General features: G+C 55.9%; 19 protein-coding genes and 4 tRNA genes. 16 read left to right on the top strand and 7 right to left on the bottom strand.

What is annotated here, in order from left to right; translation table 11 throughout:
• Window positions 1-15: 15 nt before the first annotated feature.
• Genes E8D52_14315 through E8D52_14325 form a run of 3 tightly spaced genes read right to left on the bottom strand, consistent with a single transcriptional unit; the run spans window position 16 to window position 3302 of the window.
• Window positions 16-1539 (bottom strand): hypothetical protein, encoded by a 1524-nt coding sequence (locus E8D52_14315; GenBank protein ID TKB66856.1) that lies wholly within the window; start codon window positions 1537-1539, stop codon window positions 16-18.
• Window positions 1536-2309 carry a hypothetical protein gene (locus E8D52_14320; GenBank protein ID TKB66857.1) on the bottom strand — a complete coding sequence of 258 codons (774 nt, stop codon included), beginning with the start codon at window positions 2307-2309 and terminating at the stop codon, window positions 1536-1538. The genes E8D52_14315 and E8D52_14320 overlap by 4 nt, the downstream gene beginning before the upstream one ends.
• 6 nt (window positions 2310-2315) lie before the next feature.
• Window positions 2316-3302: an ATP-binding cassette domain-containing protein gene (locus tag E8D52_14325; GenBank protein ID TKB66858.1), complete on the bottom strand. Its 987-nt coding sequence runs from the start codon at window positions 3300-3302 to the stop codon at window positions 2316-2318.
• Window positions 3303-3482: 180 nt separating this feature from the next.
• Between E8D52_14325 and E8D52_14330 the strand changes: the two genes are divergently transcribed.
• From E8D52_14330 to E8D52_14340, 3 genes are all read left to right on the top strand, one after another.
• Window positions 3483-4367: a septal ring lytic transglycosylase RlpA family protein gene (locus tag E8D52_14330; GenBank protein ID TKB66859.1), complete on the top strand. Its 885-nt coding sequence runs from the start codon at window positions 3483-3485 to the stop codon at window positions 4365-4367.
• Window positions 4368-4565: 198 nt separating this feature from the next.
• Window positions 4566-4775, top strand: a complete 210-nt coding sequence (locus E8D52_14335; GenBank protein ID TKB66860.1) for a hypothetical protein — start codon at window positions 4566-4568, stop codon at window positions 4773-4775.
• Window positions 4776-4800: 25 nt separating this feature from the next.
• Entirely contained in the window at window positions 4801-5637 is an 837-nt protein-coding gene (locus E8D52_14340) for a HEAT repeat domain-containing protein (GenBank protein ID TKB66861.1), read from the top strand.
• A gap of 1 nt (window position 5638) precedes the next feature.
• Here E8D52_14340 and E8D52_14345 read toward each other — a convergent pair whose 3' ends face one another.
• Genes E8D52_14345 through E8D52_14360 form a run of 4 tightly spaced genes read right to left on the bottom strand, consistent with a single transcriptional unit; the run spans window position 5639 to window position 10562 of the window.
• The gene (locus E8D52_14345; protein ID TKB66862.1) at window positions 5639-6094 is read right to left on the bottom strand and encodes a hypothetical protein; all 456 of its coding nucleotides are present in this window, start codon (window positions 6092-6094) and stop codon (window positions 5639-5641) included.
• A gap of 12 nt (window positions 6095-6106) precedes the next feature.
• Window positions 6107-7615, bottom strand: coding sequence for a HEAT repeat domain-containing protein (locus E8D52_14350; protein TKB66863.1), 1509 nt, complete (start codon window positions 7613-7615; stop codon window positions 6107-6109).
• Complete coding sequence (locus E8D52_14355; GenBank protein TKB66954.1) at window positions 7510-9666, bottom strand: glycosyltransferase family 1 protein; 2157 nt, start codon at window positions 9664-9666, stop codon at window positions 7510-7512. Before E8D52_14355 ends, E8D52_14350 begins: the two co-directional genes overlap by 106 nt.
• A 59-nt stretch (window positions 9667-9725) precedes the next feature.
• Window positions 9726-10562 carry a hypothetical protein gene (locus E8D52_14360; protein TKB66864.1) on the bottom strand — a complete coding sequence of 279 codons (837 nt, stop codon included), beginning with the start codon at window positions 10560-10562 and terminating at the stop codon, window positions 9726-9728.
• Window positions 10563-10775: 213 nt separating this feature from the next.
• Between E8D52_14360 and E8D52_14365 the strand changes: the two genes are divergently transcribed.
• From E8D52_14365 to E8D52_14425, 13 genes are all read left to right on the top strand, one after another.
• A complete protein-coding gene (locus tag E8D52_14365) occupies window positions 10776-11303 on the top strand; it encodes a DUF4112 domain-containing protein (protein TKB66865.1) in 528 nt (175 codons plus the stop codon).
• Between the two features lie 78 nt (window positions 11304-11381).
• A complete protein-coding gene (locus E8D52_14370) occupies window positions 11382-13409 on the top strand; it encodes an ATP-dependent helicase (GenBank protein TKB66866.1) in 2028 nt (675 codons plus the stop codon).
• A 167-nt stretch (window positions 13410-13576) separates the two neighbouring features.
• On the top strand, window positions 13577-14344 hold the full coding sequence (locus E8D52_14375; GenBank protein ID TKB66867.1) for a hypothetical protein: 768 nt from the start codon (window positions 13577-13579) through the stop codon (window positions 14342-14344).
• A gap of 247 nt (window positions 14345-14591) precedes the next feature.
• Window positions 14592-14677 (top strand) — tRNA-Tyr (locus E8D52_14380).
• A 107-nt stretch (window positions 14678-14784) separates the two neighbouring features.
• A tRNA-Gly gene (locus tag E8D52_14385) sits at window positions 14785-14859 on the top strand.
• Window positions 14860-14965: 106 nt separating this feature from the next.
• Window positions 14966-15041 (top strand) — tRNA-Thr (locus E8D52_14390).
• An 83-nt stretch (window positions 15042-15124) separates the two neighbouring features.
• The gene (tuf, locus tag E8D52_14395; GenBank protein TKB66868.1) at window positions 15125-16330 is read left to right on the top strand and encodes an elongation factor Tu; all 1206 of its coding nucleotides are present in this window, start codon (window positions 15125-15127) and stop codon (window positions 16328-16330) included.
• A gap of 81 nt (window positions 16331-16411) precedes the next feature.
• A complete protein-coding gene (gene rpmG, locus E8D52_14400; GenBank protein TKB66869.1) occupies window positions 16412-16561 on the top strand; it encodes a 50S ribosomal protein L33 in 150 nt (49 codons plus the stop codon).
• Between the two features lie 83 nt (window positions 16562-16644).
• A tRNA-Trp gene (locus tag E8D52_14405) sits at window positions 16645-16719 on the top strand.
• Between the two features lie 205 nt (window positions 16720-16924).
• A complete protein-coding gene (secE, locus tag E8D52_14410) occupies window positions 16925-17119 on the top strand; it encodes a preprotein translocase subunit SecE (GenBank protein ID TKB66870.1) in 195 nt (64 codons plus the stop codon).
• A gap of 62 nt (window positions 17120-17181) precedes the next feature.
• Window positions 17182-17718, top strand: a complete 537-nt coding sequence (gene nusG, locus E8D52_14415) for a transcription termination/antitermination protein NusG (GenBank protein ID TKB66871.1) — start codon at window positions 17182-17184, stop codon at window positions 17716-17718.
• A 79-nt stretch (window positions 17719-17797) separates the two neighbouring features.
• Window positions 17798-18223, top strand: a complete 426-nt coding sequence (gene rplK, locus E8D52_14420) for a 50S ribosomal protein L11 (protein TKB66872.1) — start codon at window positions 17798-17800, stop codon at window positions 18221-18223.
• Between the two features lie 26 nt (window positions 18224-18249).
• The gene (locus E8D52_14425; GenBank protein ID TKB66873.1) at window positions 18250-18942 is read left to right on the top strand and encodes a 50S ribosomal protein L1; all 693 of its coding nucleotides are present in this window, start codon (window positions 18250-18252) and stop codon (window positions 18940-18942) included.
• The last annotated feature ends 50 nt before the right edge of the window (window positions 18943-18992 follow it).

Raw genomic sequence — 18992 nt, forward strand, 5'->3', positions numbered from 1 at the left:
TGTGACGAAGGCCTATCATAATCGTCGGCGTTTTCTCCACACGATGATGCCGGTAAGCAGCGTCACGAATGGAAGGAACACAACTTGGATGTAAATCAGCGCCCGTTCTTGGGTGGGGTTGGGCGTGAACGGGTGCAACGCCGGTTCCTTTGGCGCGATGGACATCAAGTCCCGTTCCTCAGCCAGCCATCCGATCGTGTGGAGAAAAAAGTCGCTGTTACCGGGGAAATTGAAAAAGGCGTTGGAGACGAAGGTGGAGTTCCCGATAACCACGATAGCAGGTCGAGGTGTGCCCTCCTCCGGGGCTTTCTTCGGTGCCAGCGCGGCCGCCATAGGTAGCGGTCCTTTCACGTCTTCCTTTTCGTTCAGGCTCACGACCCGGCCTTGCATGTTCATTTCAGCCCAGCTATTCGGCGAAGTACGGGCCAGTGGTACAAAGTCCCAGTCTTTTCCGACCTGCTCGTCGAACGTCACGTGCCGGGATAACGGTAACAGCACAGCGGAGTTGAGGTCTTGCGTGATCTCATGCTCGGTAAACGTTCTGACCAACAGCGCGGTGAGATCTCCCTGGGCCAACCGATCTTGCAGATCGACCAACACCCCCGACCCCAGACCTAGTCCCCAATGGGCGAGCAATGATTCCAGTCCAGTCTGTGTATCGGGATCGGCCAACACCAAGAGGTGGCCGCCCTTCTCGACGTAGGCCTGAATACGGTCCTGCTCGTCTTTCATCACGGCGCGGCGGGGGCCTGCCACTATCAGTACAGCGGTATGATCCGGCACGGCTGATTCCTTAAGAAGCGAGAGTGTGCCGACCTCATAGCCCTGTCGGATGAGCGCTTCTTTGGCAGCGGAGAGCCCATTGCGGTCCTTGTCCTCGACATTCAATTCGCTGTGGCCCTCGACGAAGACGATGCGTTTCTTGGCATCTTTGGAGATACGGATCAGCGCACCGGTCAGCTCAACCTCTGAGGGAGAGGTGACGCGGATCGTCTGGCCATTGCTCTCGAAAATGGCGGTGTCTGTCCGGAAGATTCCATAACTTTGAGCGATCTTCGGCTGTTTCTCCGGGTCGATGAATTCTACGCTGAGCTTGGGAGACGCTTGCCGATAACTCTCCAGTCGTTCTTTGAATGCTTGATAGCCGGGATCTTTTTCTCTCGTGAAGACGGTAATTTTAATGTCGTGGGGCAGGCCGCGAAGTACGCGGTAGGTTTGTGGGGCGAGCGTAAAATTCTGATTTTCTGAGAGGTCCCAACGTATCGAGTGTCGAGAGGCCAGAAAGTTCACAATGATCAAGATGCCGGTGAACAATACGATCATCAGAAAGCTGTTCAGCCCCATCCTTGTCGAGCGTCGACCGGAGAACGCCTTGACTGCCTCAAAATGAAAAACGAAGAACAGGACGAGGCAGACCAGCGCCAGCCCTTCCACGATCGTGACGGCCCACAGCCAGTCAGGGCGAAGGCTGTACGTGATCATGCCGCCGAGGCCAAGCACGACTCCGAGAATGCCGAGAGGAAAGGACTTGAGGCTCATTTCCAGCGTGTCGACTCCACGACCCGATGTGTGAGAAACAGCATGAGTACCAATCCGCTTCCGAAGTACAGGAGATCGCTTGTGTCGATCAATCCCCGCACCAGACGCTCATAATGTTCCATGTAGGAGACATACGAGATGACGCGGCCTGCCGTGGTATCACCGAAGAGACTCCCCAATCCAGCGATTAACCAGATGGTCAGGAGTAGGCCGAAGCTCACAAAGGCGGCGACGATTTGATTTTCCGTCAGCGCCGAGGCAAACAGGCCCACGGAAAGAAACAGGGCTCCCAGCAGCACCATGCCCACATAGCCGGTCCAGATGGGATTCCAGTCGAAGTCGCTGAACAGCATCAGTACTGTGGGAACCAATACCGTGAGCCCGACGAGGCCGAGATAGATTAGGAACACGCTGACGAATTTGCCGACGACGATTTCATGAATCCTGATCGGTGAGGTCATCAAAAACTCAAAAGTCCGCAGCTTGCGCTCTTCCGCGAACAATCGCATGGTCAGGATGGGCAGAATAATCACGAGGACGATCCGCATGCTCGCGAACAGATTTCGGAAGACCAGATCGTTCAAGTTGATTTGGGCCATTCCCCCCTGCTGCATCTGCATCAATTGGATGGCTTGCGCTCCAGCGAAACCAACGTAGAGGTAGGAGAGCAGCCCGAAGATGAACAGAAAGACCGCGCCGACCACATAGACAATGGGGGAGACGAAGTAACCGCGCAGTTCTTTGGCGATGATGGCCTGCACCGGTGTCATAATAGGCTACGCCTCTGTCTTTTCGGCTGAGACCATGCTGACGGCGGCCTCAGGCGGTTCGGAGAGGTGGTCTTCGTGGCGCGTGAGCTGGAGGAAGACGTCTTCCAACGTCATCGACACGGTGCGGAGCTCAAGCAATCCCCACTGGCTCAACACGGCTACACGTGCGATCTCGTCCCGCAGATCACGGCCCAGCTCGCATTCGAGAAGAAAGCTCCCTCCTGCCTGTCCGGGAAAAACATTGAGCACGCCGGGAATCGCGCGAAGTTTCATCTCGCAGTCCGCTGGGCATGCCTTGAGGGTAATCGAAACTTTCTCCGATTGACGCAATCGGGCCGATAACTGTTCAGGGGTATCTTCCGCAACGATACGGCCTTGATTGATGATGACAACCCGTTGGCAGACTGCGGTCGCTTCCGGAAGGATATGGGTGCTGAGAATTACGGAATGCGAGCCGGCCAGGCTCTTGATGAGCTCTCGGATTTCAATGATCTGCTTGGGGTCAAGGCCGACCGTTGGTTCGTCAAGGATCAACACCGGGGGATCGTGTAAGAGCGCTTGCGCCAGCCCTACGCGCTGACGATAACCGCGAGACAGGTTGCCGATCAACCGATGGCGGACGGAGCCCAGCTCAAGTCGTCCAATTGATTGGTCGAGCGCAGACGAGAGTTTCGGTCCCGTGATTCCACGGAGTCGGCCGACAAAAGTCAGATATTCCGCCACTGTGAGTTCTTGATAGACCGGCGGTGTTTCCGGCAGGTAGCCGATTTGCCGTTTCACTTCCAATGGCTGGTCGGCGCAATCAAACCCCGCTACGCGTGCCGTGCCTTCGGTCGCCGGCATGAAGCACGTTAAGATCCGCATGGTGGTTGTTTTGCCCGCCCCGTTGGGACCAAGGAACGCCAGCACCTCGCCCTTGGCCACCGAGAAGGTGACGCGATCAATGGCGGTGTGATGCCCGTAGCGCTTGGTGATGTTGTGAACGTCGATCACGAATGTGGTATCGGTGTGAACAATTGCGGAGAATGGAGTGGTACCGCTCTCGAAACTACACCATATTCCTTGACGGAGGATCTTACTCACTCCGTTCAAAGCAGTCAATATAGGGGTAGTAGGATGAGTATCACGCCTGATGGGTCATCTACGCAATGTCGGGAGCCTGATCGCTGAACGATGTCTCCCTGTCGTTTCCGGATCCGTATGATCTACACAGGTGTTGAATTTAAATCCTGGCTCGTTTATATAGAAGCCTATCCGTTGAATTTTCCCCACAGTCATCCTCTCGCTTACAGAGAGGAGCTCCATACGGAAGTGGGGGAGCCGAGTACTCCAGTCGGTATTGTCGAAGTCCCATACCTTTTATACCCTGACTCGACCAGTGGTCTCGTTGTTACCGTCAAGAGGGAGGGGATACCCAGCATGCAGACTGAGCTTCATCACAGTCGGCTTTCGTCGTCGTCCACATCCTTTGCGATCATCCTATGCTTATCATTGGGGGCCTGCTCGTGGGTTCCCAAAGGGGATATGCAATTGGATATTGGGATCAAAGATCGAGGAGTCGCTTCGTGGTACGGTGAACAGTTTCATGGCAGACAAGCGGCGAACGGCGAGTTGTTCGATATGGAAGCGCTGACGGCTGCTCATCGGACCATGCCTCTCGGCAGCGTGGTGCGTGTGGTGAATTTGACGAATGGTAAGCATCTCTATGTCCGGATCACGGACCGTGGTCCTTATGAGAAAGGGCGGATTCTCGATCTTTCCCATGGTGCGGCTGTCCAGTTGGGTGTGGAGCATAAAGGGGTGGCCTATGTGCAGGTTGAGATTGTCGGCGAACGCCGCCCGGAGCTGATGCTGCTATCAGAACAATTCTCAGATCGAACTGCCTCGCTTCTTGTTGGTGCGCAGCCGTGGACCCATCGGGCGTCGCCTGGGATGGCTTCTCCGGCTAGAAATTTCCTTGGCGATCTCTGGATTGCAAGGCGGAATCGCTGGGCTGTTGCCATGCTCGCGGTCACTCATCCTGTCGGCACTCCGGTCGCCTCGTTGCTCCTCAACTAAGGTCTATCTGGATGATTACCATCAGCGGACCTCCCGGCCCGCTGGTTTGTCGGCCACGCACTCCTGTAATTGTATACGCGCGATGATGACCATACTGGTCTCATCCAGGTTGACAGTGTGCAAAGCTCTCCACTAGACTGCATCGTTCCCATCAGTAGCTGACAATACGTGAGTTTATCGAAGGGGAGGCATGGAGCGATGGCCAAGAAGCGCGCAGAGGAACCAGATGAAGTGAAGTTGAAGAAGAAGATCGGCGTAAAGCTGACCGATCAAGGCAACCAGGAGGGAGGCGCCGATCTCCGCTCACTGAAGAAACGATTGAAGAGGGAACAGCGTAAACGGCGGGCACTGGTGCAGCGGAAGAAACGAGCGGCCGGAAGCAAAGGCGCAGCAGCTACCTCTGCATAGGCCTAGTCTTTTCGTGGTGACAGTCATGCCAGGCTCTGATTCCATGGAAGAAGAACCGAAACATCCTCCCCAGGGCATCAACCCTCTCACCCAGCAAGCTGGTGACGAGCCGCTGGCCGGTGGTGTAGCCGATCAGATGCTGGCTGTGTCTTCCGCTATCGATGAGAGAGCGGGTAGTCAAGATACGGTCGCGCTTGATGAAGAGCAGGTCAAGGATGAGATCGACATTCAGGTCGATCTGCTGAGTGATCCTGACTGGGTGGTCCGCCGCGAAGCGGTCATTACTCTGGGCGAGATGGGTGATGAACGGTGTGTCGAACCGCTGGCCCGCGCGCTACGCGACGGTGACTGGCAGGTTCGAGAGGTCGCTATCGAGGCGATGGGGCAGGTAGGCTCTCCCGCCGTCGAGACTCTTCTCAAATTGCTCCGCGACTGGGAAGTACGAAAATACGCGATTGCTGCGCTCGGGAAAATCCGTGACGAACGGGTCCTTGATCCCTTGATGCTTCAGCTTCGGAACGATGAGTTTAAAGACGATGCCATTGATGCTTTGGTCGTACTGGGTGAGCCGTCCGTCGAGAGGCTGATCGGTGCCCTTCGTGATAAGGACGAAAATGTCCGTAAGTGTGCCGTCCTCGCGTTGGGGCGGATCAAGAGCGGTGAGGCCATTGATCCCCTGATCGGGATGCTCGGTCATAAAGACTGGTTTACGCGGTTGACGGCTGCCGCCGCGTTGGAGTCGATCGGTGACGAGCGGGGCCGCGAGGCGATGAAGCCCTTGCTCAAGGATTCCGATATGGTGGTTAAGATGCGGGTGGAGCGAATTCTAGCGAAGTGGAAGACTCAACCGGCCAACGCCTGAGTTATTTATTCAAGAGTTGATTCATATTCTGCTGGAGATCGTCCAGCTTTTTCATTGACACCTGTTTTCCCGTCACAATTTCCAACTTCACCTCCCGCAGCGATCCGGCCATGTCTCGTAGCGCATTGGTTGCATCGTCGGACTTGGTTCCTTTTGTGGCGGCTTCCACGGCTGTGATAGCTTCGGCTATTTCTTTCGCTGCGTCACCGAAATTACGATCGACGAGGTGCGCCTTCGCTTGGACCAATCGAGACTTCGCATCCACGAGTCCCTGACGCCTGCGGAGATCGCGCTCGATTCCAAGGGTCGTATCCAACACGTTTCTGGACATATCCTTCAATGACTGTTGCAGTTCTGCGACGGTTCGCTGAAGCGTTCCGACGGGCCGTTGTCCGAGATAGTAGCCCGCTCCGAATGCCCCAATGAGCAGCAAGACAACAGCAAAAAATTTAACCATCGCGGTCCTCGGTTAGTGGCGACGTTTGGATGAGCTTAACCGGGTCAACTGTTGGAGCAGGCTGTTCGCACTCGCAATACGCACGGCCTCATCCGAATCTTGTAAGCCCTTTACTAGGAGCGGGATGGCACTCTCGCTGCTTTTCCGCAATCCCTTGGCGGCCATCAGGCGAGGAAGTGGCTGCTGGTCCTGTAAGAGCGTGTGGAGAACCGCCAGGGCGTCTTTCTCGGAGGAAGCACTCAAGGCCTGTGCCGCTGCGCCACGGATAGAAGGGTCGGAATGCCCAGCCAACTCTGTGGCTAGCGTGAGGGCGGAGGGATCGCCCAGGCGAATCAATCCCTCTGTGGCGCTGGCACGGACATGACTATTCGGGTCTCTCGTGAGTGCCTGCAGCAAGGGCCGATTGTCCTTGATGCCGAGCCTTCCAAGACTTGCCGCAGCGACACCGCGAACCATCGCTATCTCGTCCCCGATTGCGTGGGTGAGCGGAGCCACGCCGCTAGCGGAGCCAAATTCTCCCAGTGCTCCGGCAGCGAACGCGCGTACCGATGGATCAGGATCATACACAGCTTGGGAGAGGATCGCCAGGCTGGCCGGACGTTTGAGGCGTCCCAATACCCCCAGTGCGGCCATCCTCGTCTCTGGGTCCGGCAGGGTCGCGGCGCTGGTGATATCGTCCAGCTTTTCCGTATGCCCCAGTTTGAACAGGGCGGCGTAGGCGAAGATGGCCTCAGGCCCATCTTCAGTTCGAGCGATATCCAGAAACGGCTGCTGAACGTCAGTGGCTTGTGCTTCCCCGAGCGCCGTCATCGCAGCGATACGGACGGTCGGCATGTCATCCCGCAACGCGCGACGCACGGCGCCGGATTTCGCTGCGAGTCCGGCTTTTCCGATCGCCTCGACCGCGCGCGCGCGTACGACTACCGACGCGTCCAGTAAGCCATCCTCTAAAATTGCCGAGGTCTCAGGCAAGCCCAATTCCGCAAGAGCCGAGTAGGCCGCAATACGAACATGCTCTTTTCGGTCTCGAACGTGGCCGGTGATCACTCCGAGTGCCAATGGGCGAAGCAGCGAAGCATCGGAGGGTTGCCCCGTCTGGTTCAATTTCGCATGGATGGCCAGGGCTTCGTCTGTTCGTCCAAGTCGGACATAGCTCAGCAAGGAGAGCCGGAGGAATGCGGTCGAGGGTGTCACGTCCGGTGGAAGACCTCGGTAGAGAGCGGTCACTTCGGGGTAGTCGCCGGCCTTGAAGAGGGCCGCGGCTTTCGATTCGACCGTGGCAGGGGCTCCTGCCGATGCAGGAAGGAGAGGCGCTGTGCTGAGAATCAGCATGAGCGCGCCAATGATACGCGTCATGGCAGTCGGGGTGACGCCCTGGTCGCGTATCAGCGAGCGATCCGCTGCGTCGAACCGAGTCACCATGTCGTCGGTGGCCGCGCCGTGGCGGCGCGGTACATCAGACCAACATAGTCCTTCAGCATGCGCGTGGTACAGAACTGGGGCGCGATGGTACGGATACATTCCTTGACCATCTGGAGCCAGCCTCGAGGGATCCCGTCACGATCACGCTGATAGAACAGCGGCACAGCCTCTTGTTCCAATACGCGATAGAGCTGTTCGGCATCATGATCATCCTGCGCCTTCGTGTCGGCCTGTTCGCTGAGTGGCTGGATGCCCCACCCGTTGGCTCCATTATATCCTTCCACCCACCAGCCATCGACGACGCTGAGATTCAACACGCCGTTCAGGGCGGCTTTCATGCCGCTGGTGCCGCTGGCTTCCATCGGAAAGCGTGGGGTGTTCAACCAAATGTCGACGCCCTGGACAAGATATTTCGCCATATGCATCTCGTAGTTTTCCAAGAACGCAACGCGACCGCCTAGCTTGTGGTCATGGCAGAAGTTCAGTACTTCGTGAATGAAGTATCGCCCCGGTTCATCGGCCGGGTGGGCCTTTCCGGCGAAGATGAGTTGGACCGGCCGCCAGCGGTCTTGGAGGAGTGCTTTCAGTCGTTCCAGGTCTCGAAAGAGCAAGGTGGCCCGTTTGTACGTCGCAAACCGCCTGGCAAAGCCAATGGTCAAAGCCTCGGGATCCAGGAGTGTGCCGCGTGTGAGTACTTGAGACGGCTGAAGATGTCCATGCATCCAGCCACCTCGAGCTCGTTCACGGATAAACCCCATCAGTTTCCGCTTCATCGCTTGTCGGGCCGCCCACAGCTCGTGGTCGGGAACGTCCATCACCCGCTGCCACATGGCTGGATCATCGCAGGTATCGGTCCAGGTTGGGCTGAGCGACTTGCTGTAGAGATGGTGTAGCTCCGGCGAGACCCACGTTGGCGCATGAATGCCGTTGGTCACGCTGCGGATGGGGACTTGGTCGGCCGGCAACCCCGGCCAGAAGTGTTGCCACATCTCTCGTGAGACGCGGCCATGTTCGCGGCTGACGCCGTTGACGTGGGCCGACAGGCGCATGACTAGCGCCGTCATATTAAAGCCGTGTCCGTGCGACTCGGGAGTTTCTCCAAGGCGGAGGAACTCGTCACGCGAGAGGCTCAGTTGTTCCCAATAACCGGCAAAGTATCGATCCATCAGATGGTGCGGGAAGACATCGTGCCCGGCCGGTACAGGGGTGTGCGTGGTGAAGACGGTGCTCTGACGGACCAGCTCGCAGGCTTCGGCATGGGACGACCCCTTTTGAACAAACTCACGTACCCGCTCCAAGGTGAGGAAGGCCGAGTGCCCTTCGTTGGCATGCCAGATCGATGGCGAGATATTGAGCGCGCGTAACATGCGCACGCCGCCGATCCCCAATAAGATCTCCTGACAGAGGCGCATTTCTTGGTCCCCACCGTAGAGACGGGCGGAGAGGGCCCGATCCTCCGGGCTGTTTTCCGGCACGTCCGTATCGATGAGAAAGAGCGAGATTCTCCCCACCAGCACTTTCCAGACAGTCGCGGTCACCCGGCGGCCGCCCATCTCGACGGCAAACCGGCACGGCTCTCCCGACGGAGTCAGGGCCAGATGAACCGGAGATTCGTCGCGGTTGAACGGGGCATAGGCCGCCTCTTGCCACCCTTCTGGCGTGATTCGCTGGCGGAAATATCCCTGCGGGTACATGAATCCGATTCCGACGAATGACAAGCCAATGTCGCTCGCCTCCTTACAATGGTCTCCGGCCAAGATTCCGAGACCACCGCTATAAATGGGTACGGAGGCATGCAATCCAAATTCGGCCGAGAAGTACGCAATCGTCGACTTCGTCAGATTAGTATGGTGTGTCCCGACCCAACTTTTCTTGTTGGCCAGATATTCGTCAAACAGGCGGAACACTGCCGAGTATTGGCGGAGAAACGACGGGTCTTCGGCCAAGTGCGTGAACCGGTCTGGACTGACATCGGACAGAAGCTTGACCGGATTATGGTGCGTGAGAAACCACAGAGTCGGATCGATCACCTCGAACAGTTGGCGAGCTTCCAACGTCCAGCTCCACCAGAGATTTTGTGCTAGCTCGGGTAGACGATTGAGGGTTTGCGGGAGAGAGCTGTTTACCGCGTTAGAAGAATCCACAAGCACTCCTTTGGTCAAGATCAGGTAATCAGGATCGGCTCATGACGGGCGATCACCGGTTGCGATCAGGCGTGCCCAGCCTTATGCCACGAGGCCCAGTCTTTGGAGAATGCCACGGCGGCATAACGTTCGCCAAGGATTTTTGCAACCCGGTTCAGGAGTTTAGAGAGTTGCTGCAGCTCGGATGTGGTGAGGTCCTCACGGAACCGGGGGTGGAGTCCCCACCGGGTCTCCACTTCTTCGCCCGACACGCTCGACATCAAACTGACCAGCTTGATCTCCTGGCCGGTCGACTTATTCTGTTCCGTCGATATCTCGACAGCTGGAAGCACAATCTGCGACGGTTCCTGAGAGGGAGGAGCTTGTCCTTGCAGGACTGCGCTGAGCGCCGGCACGACCGCGCTGGCGCAGAGCGTCGCCGCGGAACTGAGCCGCGCGTTGCCGGCTGCGCCGAGGCCCTCGGCGACTTTGTCGCCGAAGTCGCGGAACATCTCGTTCTTCGTCTTGGAGTCTTCGGTGATCAGGAACTTGTAGTGCTCGTACGCCTGCCGACTCTCCGATACGGTCGTGCCGATGGTCATGACGATTTCCATCTGATCCGCATTGTTCCCGAACGCTGGTTCCAGCGCACGTTTTAGCTGTTGGGTGACGGCATCTTCCAGCCCGTTCATGAACTCCAACTGGTCTTTCAACGGGATGTGCAGGGCCACCAGCCGGTCCGTGAGATTGAACATAATCTTGAGGAATTCGAGGTAGATGCCCCACTCCTCTTGCCGCTTGAGCTTGAGCGCCTGCTCAGGCGCCGTGCGCTTCATCATCGTGACCGACTCGCCTGATACGGCGAGCATCAGTTCAGCCAGCTGGCGAAGTTGGTCTTGGTATGCAGTATTAGCGGTGGCCATAGGTTTGCTCAAGAGCAGGGGGGATTATAGCGGAGACGAGAGTGGTATTTAAAGCGAGGAAGGAATGGATGAGCTACCAGGGTGTGAACGGTACAGGCTGTGAAGCTCCTGTAAGATCGCTTTTTGCCTTTTTAACTGGCACACATCCATCTGTGTTGCCCTTGCTCACCCCATCCGATAGAGTGAGCCCTGCGGAATCAGAGGGCTCTCCAAATGGAATTCAGCTCAGTGCGAAATGCGGAGTCGGAGCCTCGGGTTCAGGTCTTGCCGCGTGATGAGGCGCGCGAGCATCTGATCACCATTGCGGACATGCTCGCCAAGGTGATGGATACCACGATCAGGATTCCCGGTACGTCGTGGCATATCGGGTTGGATCCGTTGCTCGGACTGATTCCCGGCATCGGTGATGTTCTGGCCAATCTCATCGGCACGGTGATTCTCGGGCTGGCGACGCGCTTGCAACTTCCTCGGATTGTCCTGGCCCGCATGAGTCTCAATCTGCTCATCAACGGGACGATTGGGGCAGTGCCAATTGCCGGAGATCTGTTCTCAATCTGGTTTAAGAGTCACACGAGAAATGCTGCACTGCTTCGTGAAGCCGCCATGAAGCTGGATCGCGAAACCCATGCTGATTGGTTTTATGTGGCCGGTATCATCGGGGGCACGGTGGTGCTCTTGCTAGCAACTATTGCCTTTGTCGTGTGGTTGACCTTTAACATTTGGGCAATGGTCGCTGGATAGGAAAGGGAAGTCGAGTGTGGTATACAACGACCTTTTCTGAATAACGAAAATTAGCGGCTACTCTCTTCGAATACCTTCATGGAACGAGACGTCAAAACCTATGTACTGAAGCGACCTACTGAGGACGCCGTGCCGCGCAAGTTGTCGATCGACTACGCAGCGGCGCTGAATTCTCAGCAGCTGGCTGCGGTGACGGCGGGTGATGGGCCGTCGTTAGTCATTGCGGGAGCTGGGAGTGGCAAGACGCGCACGCTGGTCTATCGCGTCGCGTATCTGATCGACTCCGGCGTGGATCCGTCGAACATTCTCTTGCTGACGTTCACGCGCAAGTCTTCACAGGAAATGTTGGAACGTGCTGGCGATCTGATCGGGACGAGCAGCCAGCGGGTCTGTGGCGGGACGTTTCACTCCGTTGCGAACATGCTATTGCGCCGCAATGGCCGGTCGATCGGCATTGAGCCTGGGTTCACAATCCTGGATCGTGGCGATGCGGAAGACTTGATCGCTCTTGTGCGAGCGCAGCAGGGGCTCAACGAAAAAGATAAGCGGTTTCCCCGCAAGGGGACGATCATGGAAATGATTAGCAAGAGTGAAAACACCTTGCGCAGCCTCGACGAGATTATCCTAGAAGAGTTCAGCCACTTCTCGGATCATTCGGAAGATCTCGGTCGGTTGCAGAAGGCGTATCAAGCTGCGAAGCGACAGAAACAGCTGTTGGATTACGATGATCTCCTGGTCATGCTGCGGCAGTTGTTGTTGCTGGACGAGACGGCACGCACACATATTTCCCGCCAGTATCGCTATATCCTCGTCGATGAGTATCAAGATACGAACCGGTTGCAGGCCGAAGTTATCCGTCAGCTGGCGACGACGCATCAGAATGTGATGGTGGTTGGGGATGATTCGCAGTCGATCTATGCGTTCCGGGGTGCGACCTTTAAAAATATCATGGATTTTCCAGTGCTGTTCCCGGGCACGACGATTTATAAACTTGAAGAAAATTATCGCAGCACCCAGCCGATCTTGAACCTCGCAAACTGCATTATCGATGAAGCGGCTGAGAAGTATACGAAGCGCCTGTTTACTAGAAAGATCGATGGCCCATTGCCGGCGTTGGTCGAAGCGGCTGCGGAACATGCGCAATCGCGATTCATTGCGCAGAAGATTCTTGAGCTTCGTGAAGAAGGGGTGCCGCTGAGTGAGGTGGCGGTCCTCTTTCGTTCAAGCTTCCATTCTTTTGATTTGGAAATCGAGCTGTCTCGCAAGGGGCTTCCTTTCATTAAGCGCGGTGGGGTGAAGTTTATCGAAACAGCTCATGTCAAGGATCTGCTGGCCCATGTGCGAGTCGTCGCAAATCCCCTTGATACGGTGAGCTGGCATCGCGTGTTGCTATTGGTGGAAGGGGTGGGGCCGAAGAAGGCCCAGGATTTGCTCGCTGCGATTGTGAAAGCTGAGCAACCCTATGACGTGTTGCGCGGAGTGAGTGGCCGTTCCAGCCAGGGTCTCAAGAACCTGGCCAACACGCTGGAGAGTCTCGCTGGATCAGACGATCGGAAACCGGCTGAACAGGTCAATCATATCTACGAGTACTATCTCCCGATCCTCAAGGACCAGTACGACGATTACCCTAAGCGCACAAGGGATCTCGACCACCTCTATACGATCGCCGATGGGTACCATGGCATCGACGAATTTCTTGCCGATCTGGCGCTGGAACCGCCTGATGGAAGTGCCGTGAATGTAGAAGCGCCTGATCGCGATGATGAACGGATGGTACTCTCGACGATTCATTCTGCGAAGGGGTTGGAGTGGCAGTGTGTCTTTGTGATCTGGGTGGTCGACGGCCGGTTTCCTTCCGCCTATTCCTTTCTTGCCGACGATGAACTGGAGGAAGAGCGGCGGCTTTTTTATGTGGCCGTGACGCGAGCCAAGCGGCATTTATTTATGACATACCCCATCAATGTGTACGACAAGACCAGCGGGATGTTGCTATCGAAGCCCTCACGCTTTCTGGATCATGTGTCCTCGGACCTGCTTGATACCCTCGCATTGGTAGAGGAAGGCGGACGGGAGGATTGGGGAATGACGCGAGACCCCTATTATTGATGTGAGTGTGTTATCGTGACGTATCACGCCTGTTTTCTATCCGCATGAGCGACCGCCCAATTCGATTGCTCCTCGTATTATTGTGGTGTTGCTGGTCTGGGTCAGCTTTTCTCGCTGAGGCATCCGTCACATCTCTGAACCAGCAAGGTAGTGCCGGCCAAACGTGGGTGCGTGTTCTCGCTGACGCGGAACGGCTCCGGTTGCCTGCGAAGTTTCTGAAGGCGCTCCCACCGGACTTTATTCAGTTTGAGTTCGATGATCTTCGGACCTACGCCGCCGAGTACCATCCCGGAGGGCATCGGATGGTCCTGAACCGGTCGTTGTCCTTTAACGCTGCGGGGAGGGTTCTCAAGCCGCTTGCCCAGATGACGCACAAGGAACTGGAGGTGCTCTATCATGAACTGTTTCATGCGTATATGGACTATCTCAGTCTCATAGAGGCGCAATCTCGTGAGGCCGGTAGCCGTTCAAACGATCTGCTGGGCTTCGCCCGAGAGCAGCAAGTCTGTCGCTATAGTGAAGTGAAAATAGCGCCGATTGTTCAGCGACAGAATGAAATGGAGTCGCGCTACTTGACGCAGGCCGAGTCATGGGAAGCGCTGAATGAAACATGGGCGGTCTTTATTGGCTGGACCGTATGGAATCAGCTTGAGGTGCAGCACAAGACCGGGAAATCCATGTTTCAGGAGCGGGGACACGCTCATCGATGGATACGGCGACTCAAAACGGCATTTGAGAAAGTGGAACTCCGAGGGTACTATGTCCCGGAAGATCCCGAAGAACGACGTCTTGCCCAGAAGCGATATTTGGCGAAACCGTCACAGCTCACACCACGGGAAGCCGTGGTTTTGATGAGGCAAGTCCTTGGTTTTCAGTATGATTTTGTTGAGGAGTTGGAAGCATCATTTGGGTCATCTCAGCCATCTTCCTGTTAGGCTGCCGAGGGAACGATAAATTAAAAAAAGTACCGGAGCCGAATTCCCCTCTTGACATGACGAAAGTTCATCAATAGAATCCAGCGTTTCCTAACCTAGCCTGTCCGAGCACTTCAGTGAATCAATCTTCGAGGATTGAGGAAGAGAGCTGTGCACGGGTAGGCCTGCTTGTCTTTGTTGAGCGGTTGGTCGGTGAGCGCGTTTTCTGTGTGCTGAATTTGATTGATCGAGAACGATGAAGTATCGCGGGCAGGTACCCAAGTGGCCAAAGGGGGCAGACTGTAAATCTGCTGGCTTATGTCTTCCAAGGTTCGAATCCTTGCCTGCCCACCAAACCGCGCTTGTGTGGGTCGGCGAGCTTCTTTATGTGGAGTGCGCCGGATAAAAGCTTCAGGTGTTTGGCATTGATGAATGCATGAATCGAGAAAATTACGGAAAAGGCGGGCGTAGCTCAGTGGTAGAGTTCCAGCCTTCCAAGCTGGCTGTCGTGGGTTCAAATCCCATCGCCCGCTCCAAGAAAAATGTGCTAGGGCGGTAAGAGTCAATTGGCGAGCATTTGGTAGTGGCAATCAATTAGTGGAGAGAGGGCTAGGTTCACGAATGACCTCTGGCGTGTCGAGTGCCCACGTAGCTCAGTTGGTAGAGCACGTCCTTGGTAAGGACGAGGTCACGCGTTCGATCCGCGTCGTGGGCTCCATGCAGGGCTTACTTGATCCGGGGTGCGAGTAGTAGGACGCGACGGGTTGAGATCTTCGGTGTTCTAGACAAAGGGGTGGCATTATGGCGAAGGCGAAATACGAGCGGAAGAAGCCGCACGTGAATATTGGGACGATTGGGCACGTGGACCATGGGAAGACGACGTTGACGGCAGCGTTGACGAAGGTATGTGCGGATCGGGGGATGGCGAAGTATGTCCCGTATGACGAAGTGGCAAAAGCCAGTGAGAGTCAGGGGCGACGAGATGCGACCAAGATCATGACGATTGCCATTAGCCACGTCGAGTATGAGACGGATAACCGCCATTATGCCCACGTGGATTGTCCGGGGCACGCGGATTACGTGAAGAACATGATCACCGGCGCGGCGCAGATGGATGGGGCGATTCTGGTGGTGAGTGCGGCGGACGGGCCGATGCCGCAGACGCGGGAGCACATTCTGTTGGCGCGGCAGGTGGGGGTGCCCTACATCGTGGTGTTTTTGAACAAGGCCGACAAAGTCGATGACAAGGAGTTGTTGGAGTTGGTGGAGCTGGAAGTGCGGGAGTTGCTCACGAAGTATGGGTTTCCGGGGGACGAGACCCCGATCATTCATGGGAGTGCGTTGAAGGCGGTGGAGGCGGATCCTGGGGAATTGGGGGTGCCGTCCATCATGAAGCTGTTGGCGGCGGTGGATACGTACATTCCAACACCGCAGCGGCCGATTGACAAGCCGTTTCTCATGCCGATTGAAGATGTGTTTACCATCAGTGGCCGCGGGACGGTCGTCACGGGGCGGTGCGAGCGGGGCATTGTGAAGGTGGGCGATGAAATCGAGATAGTGGGGCTTCGGCCGACGCAGACCACGATCGTGACGGGTGTGGAGATGTTCCGCAAGGTGCTGGATGAGGGGCAGGCGGGAGACAACGTCGGGGTGCTGTTGCGGGGTACGAAGAAAGAAGATGTGGAGCGAGGGATGGTGTTGTGCAAAGCGAAGACCATCACGCCGCATACGAAGTTCAAGGCAGAGATTTATGTGTTGACGAAAGAAGAAGGCGGGCGGCACACGCCGTTCTTCAATGGGTATCGGCCGCAGTTCTACTTCCGGACGACGGATGTGACGGGGATCGTGCAGTTGAATCCGGGTGTAGAGATGGTGATGCCGGGCGACAATGTCAGTGTGACGGGAGAGTTGATCAGTCCGATCGCAATGGATCAGGGGTTGCGGTTTGCCGTGCGTGAGGGTGGCAAGACTGTGGGCTCGGGGGTCGTGACGGAAATTCTGGCGTAGCGAAGCAAGTGGGCAGAAAGTAAGTCAACGCGAGAGTGCGTGTTGGCTGCGATCCTGTCGGTTTGTATCGAGGAGAAAGAGATGCGTGAAATCATTAGCATGGCTTGTACGCTCTGCAAGCAGCGGAATTACTCAACCATGAAAAACAAGAAGAACGATCCGGATCGGTTGGAACGAAGCAAGTTTTGTAAGTTTTGCCGCAAGCACGTGCCTCATAAAGAGGTGAAATAGGCCCGGGCGAGAGGGGATGGATGGAATCGTTCGGGGTGGAGAGCCTCACCGATTGGCTGATGCCTCACACCTTGCGTTCGAGTAGGGGCATGGTGTCAATGGTAGCACATCGGTCTCCAAAACCGAGAGTCTAGGTTCAAATCCTAGTGCCCCTGCCAAGTCTCGTATGCGCGATCCGGAGGTCTGTCGGAATTGAGCTTGATGTGGGGTAGGCCCTGTAAGTTTTTTGCGGGTATATAGATAAGAGTGGATTGCAGTATCAATTGGCCTTGCAATCGGAGTTGGCAGATTGAGTATGATGCGGGGCGGTGATGGGTGTGAGTCAGTTATTCGGAATCGCGTGATTAGGCAACGGAGTCACAGATGTTTAAGCGTATGACAGAGACGATTCGGCTGTTCGTGACGGACGTGAGGGCAGAGCTGAAAAAAGTTTCCTTTCCGAGTCGCGCGGAAACCATCGGGTCAACGACGGTGGTGATCGTGTTCTGTATTGTAATGTCGCTGTACTTATCAGTCATTGACTCATTCCTTTCATGGTTGGTTGCGAAATTCATCTAAATCTGGCGAGAAGAGGAATTGGGGAAGTTGGCGGTAATTCATCGAAGACATGAGGGTGGTGCATGACAAAGAACTGGTACGTCATTCATACGTACGCGGGTTTTGAGGGGCGAGTGAAGACCAGCCTCATGGAGCGTGCCAATCAAATGGGGCTTGTTGAAAAGCTCGGGCAGGTGCTCGTTCCGACAGAGGACGTCATTGAAATTAAGGACGGGAAGCGACGGACCTCTCGACGAAAGTTCTATCCGGGCTACGTCCTTGTGGAGTTGGAGTCTCCGTTGGGGGACGACACCGTCCAGATGATCAAGGAGACGCCAAAAGTGACTGGATTCGTCGGGGGCGGCGCGGTGCCGACACCTCTGACCAGTGATGAGGTGGAGGCCTTGCTCAAGCAGGTCGATGCGGGTCAAGCCGAGCCTCGGGAGCAGGTCAAGTTCATTAAGAGCGATAACGTTCGCATTATCGATGGGCCTTTCCTTGGGTTTAATGGGGTGGTTGAGGAGGTCGATCAGGATCATAGTCGGGTGAAGGTGATGGTGAGTATTTTTGGTCGGTCGACTCCTGTGGAATTGGGCTTTTTGCAGGTTGAACGGATTTAAGCCGATCGGTCGATGTCGGTCTTCAGTCGTGTGAGGGCTGAAGGGTTGAGTGTCGATCGCGAAGGAGAAAGAGAGCGACATGGCGAAAGAAGTTTCGGCACAGATCAAGTTGCAAATTCCGGCTGGCAAGGCCAATCCGGCTCCTCCTGTCGGTCCCTCGTTGGGACAACATGGGGTCAACATTATGGAGTTTTGTAAGCAGTTCAATGCCAAGACTCAGAAGGACGGGGATAGTATTATCCCTGTCATCATTACGGTCTACAAGGACCGTACCTTCAGCTTTATCATGAAGACTCCCCCGGCATCTGACCTCCTCAAGAAGGCCGCTGGAATCATCAAGGGGTCTGGCGTGCCGCAGAAAGATAAGGTGGGAAAAATCACCAGGCAACAGCTGGACGAAATTGCTCGGAAGAAGATGGCCGATCTGAATGCAGCTGATGTGGAAGGGGCGACGAAAATCATCGAAGGTACTGCCCGTAGTATGGGTGTCGTTATTCAAGGCTAATGCCAAGATCGAAGGAGCGTCTGGTCATGGGAAAGAAAATGAATGCGGCGATCAAAAATCTTGAGCCGCGTGTCTACGGGTTGCGCGAAGCCGTTGAAACCGTGAAACGATCAGCCTATGCGAAGTTTGACGAATCGGTTGATCTTGCGCTGAGGCTGGGAATCGATCCGAAGCGCTCTGATCAGCTGGTTCGAGGGACGGCGTCGCTTCCTCACGGCACGGGGAAAAAGGTTCGCGTCTTGGTATTTGCCAAGGGTGAAAAGGAGCAGGAGGCGCGACAAGCCGGGGCTGACTATGTTGGGGCTGACGACTTGATGGAGAAAATCAAGGGCGGATGGATGGAGTTCGATTGCGCGATTTCCACACCCGATCTTATGGCCTCGGTCGGGAAGCTCGGTAAAGTACTCGGACCTCGCGGATTGATGCCGAACCCTAAGACCGGCACCGTGACCTTCGAAGTTGGGAAAGCGGTCGCTGATATTCGAAAAGGACGTGTAGAGTTCAAGGTTGAGAAGGCCGGTATCGTGCATGTGCCGGTCGGAAAAGTGTCCTTCGATCCTGCGAAGCTATACGACAATGCCTCGGCCATCATTGAATCCGTCATCAAGGCAAAGCCTGCCTCCTGTAAGGGGCGTTATCTCAAGAGTGCCACGATTGCGAGCACGATGGGGCCTGGTGTGATATTGGATACCGTTGCGCTAACCAAACAGTGGAGTTGAGACACGCGTTCAACGTGAATCGTTCCTCGCGATTCGCTGGACGGATGATA

The sequence above is a fragment of the Nitrospira sp. genome (assembly GCA_005116745.1).
Lineage (GTDB): Bacteria > Nitrospirota > Nitrospiria > Nitrospirales > Nitrospiraceae > Nitrospira_D.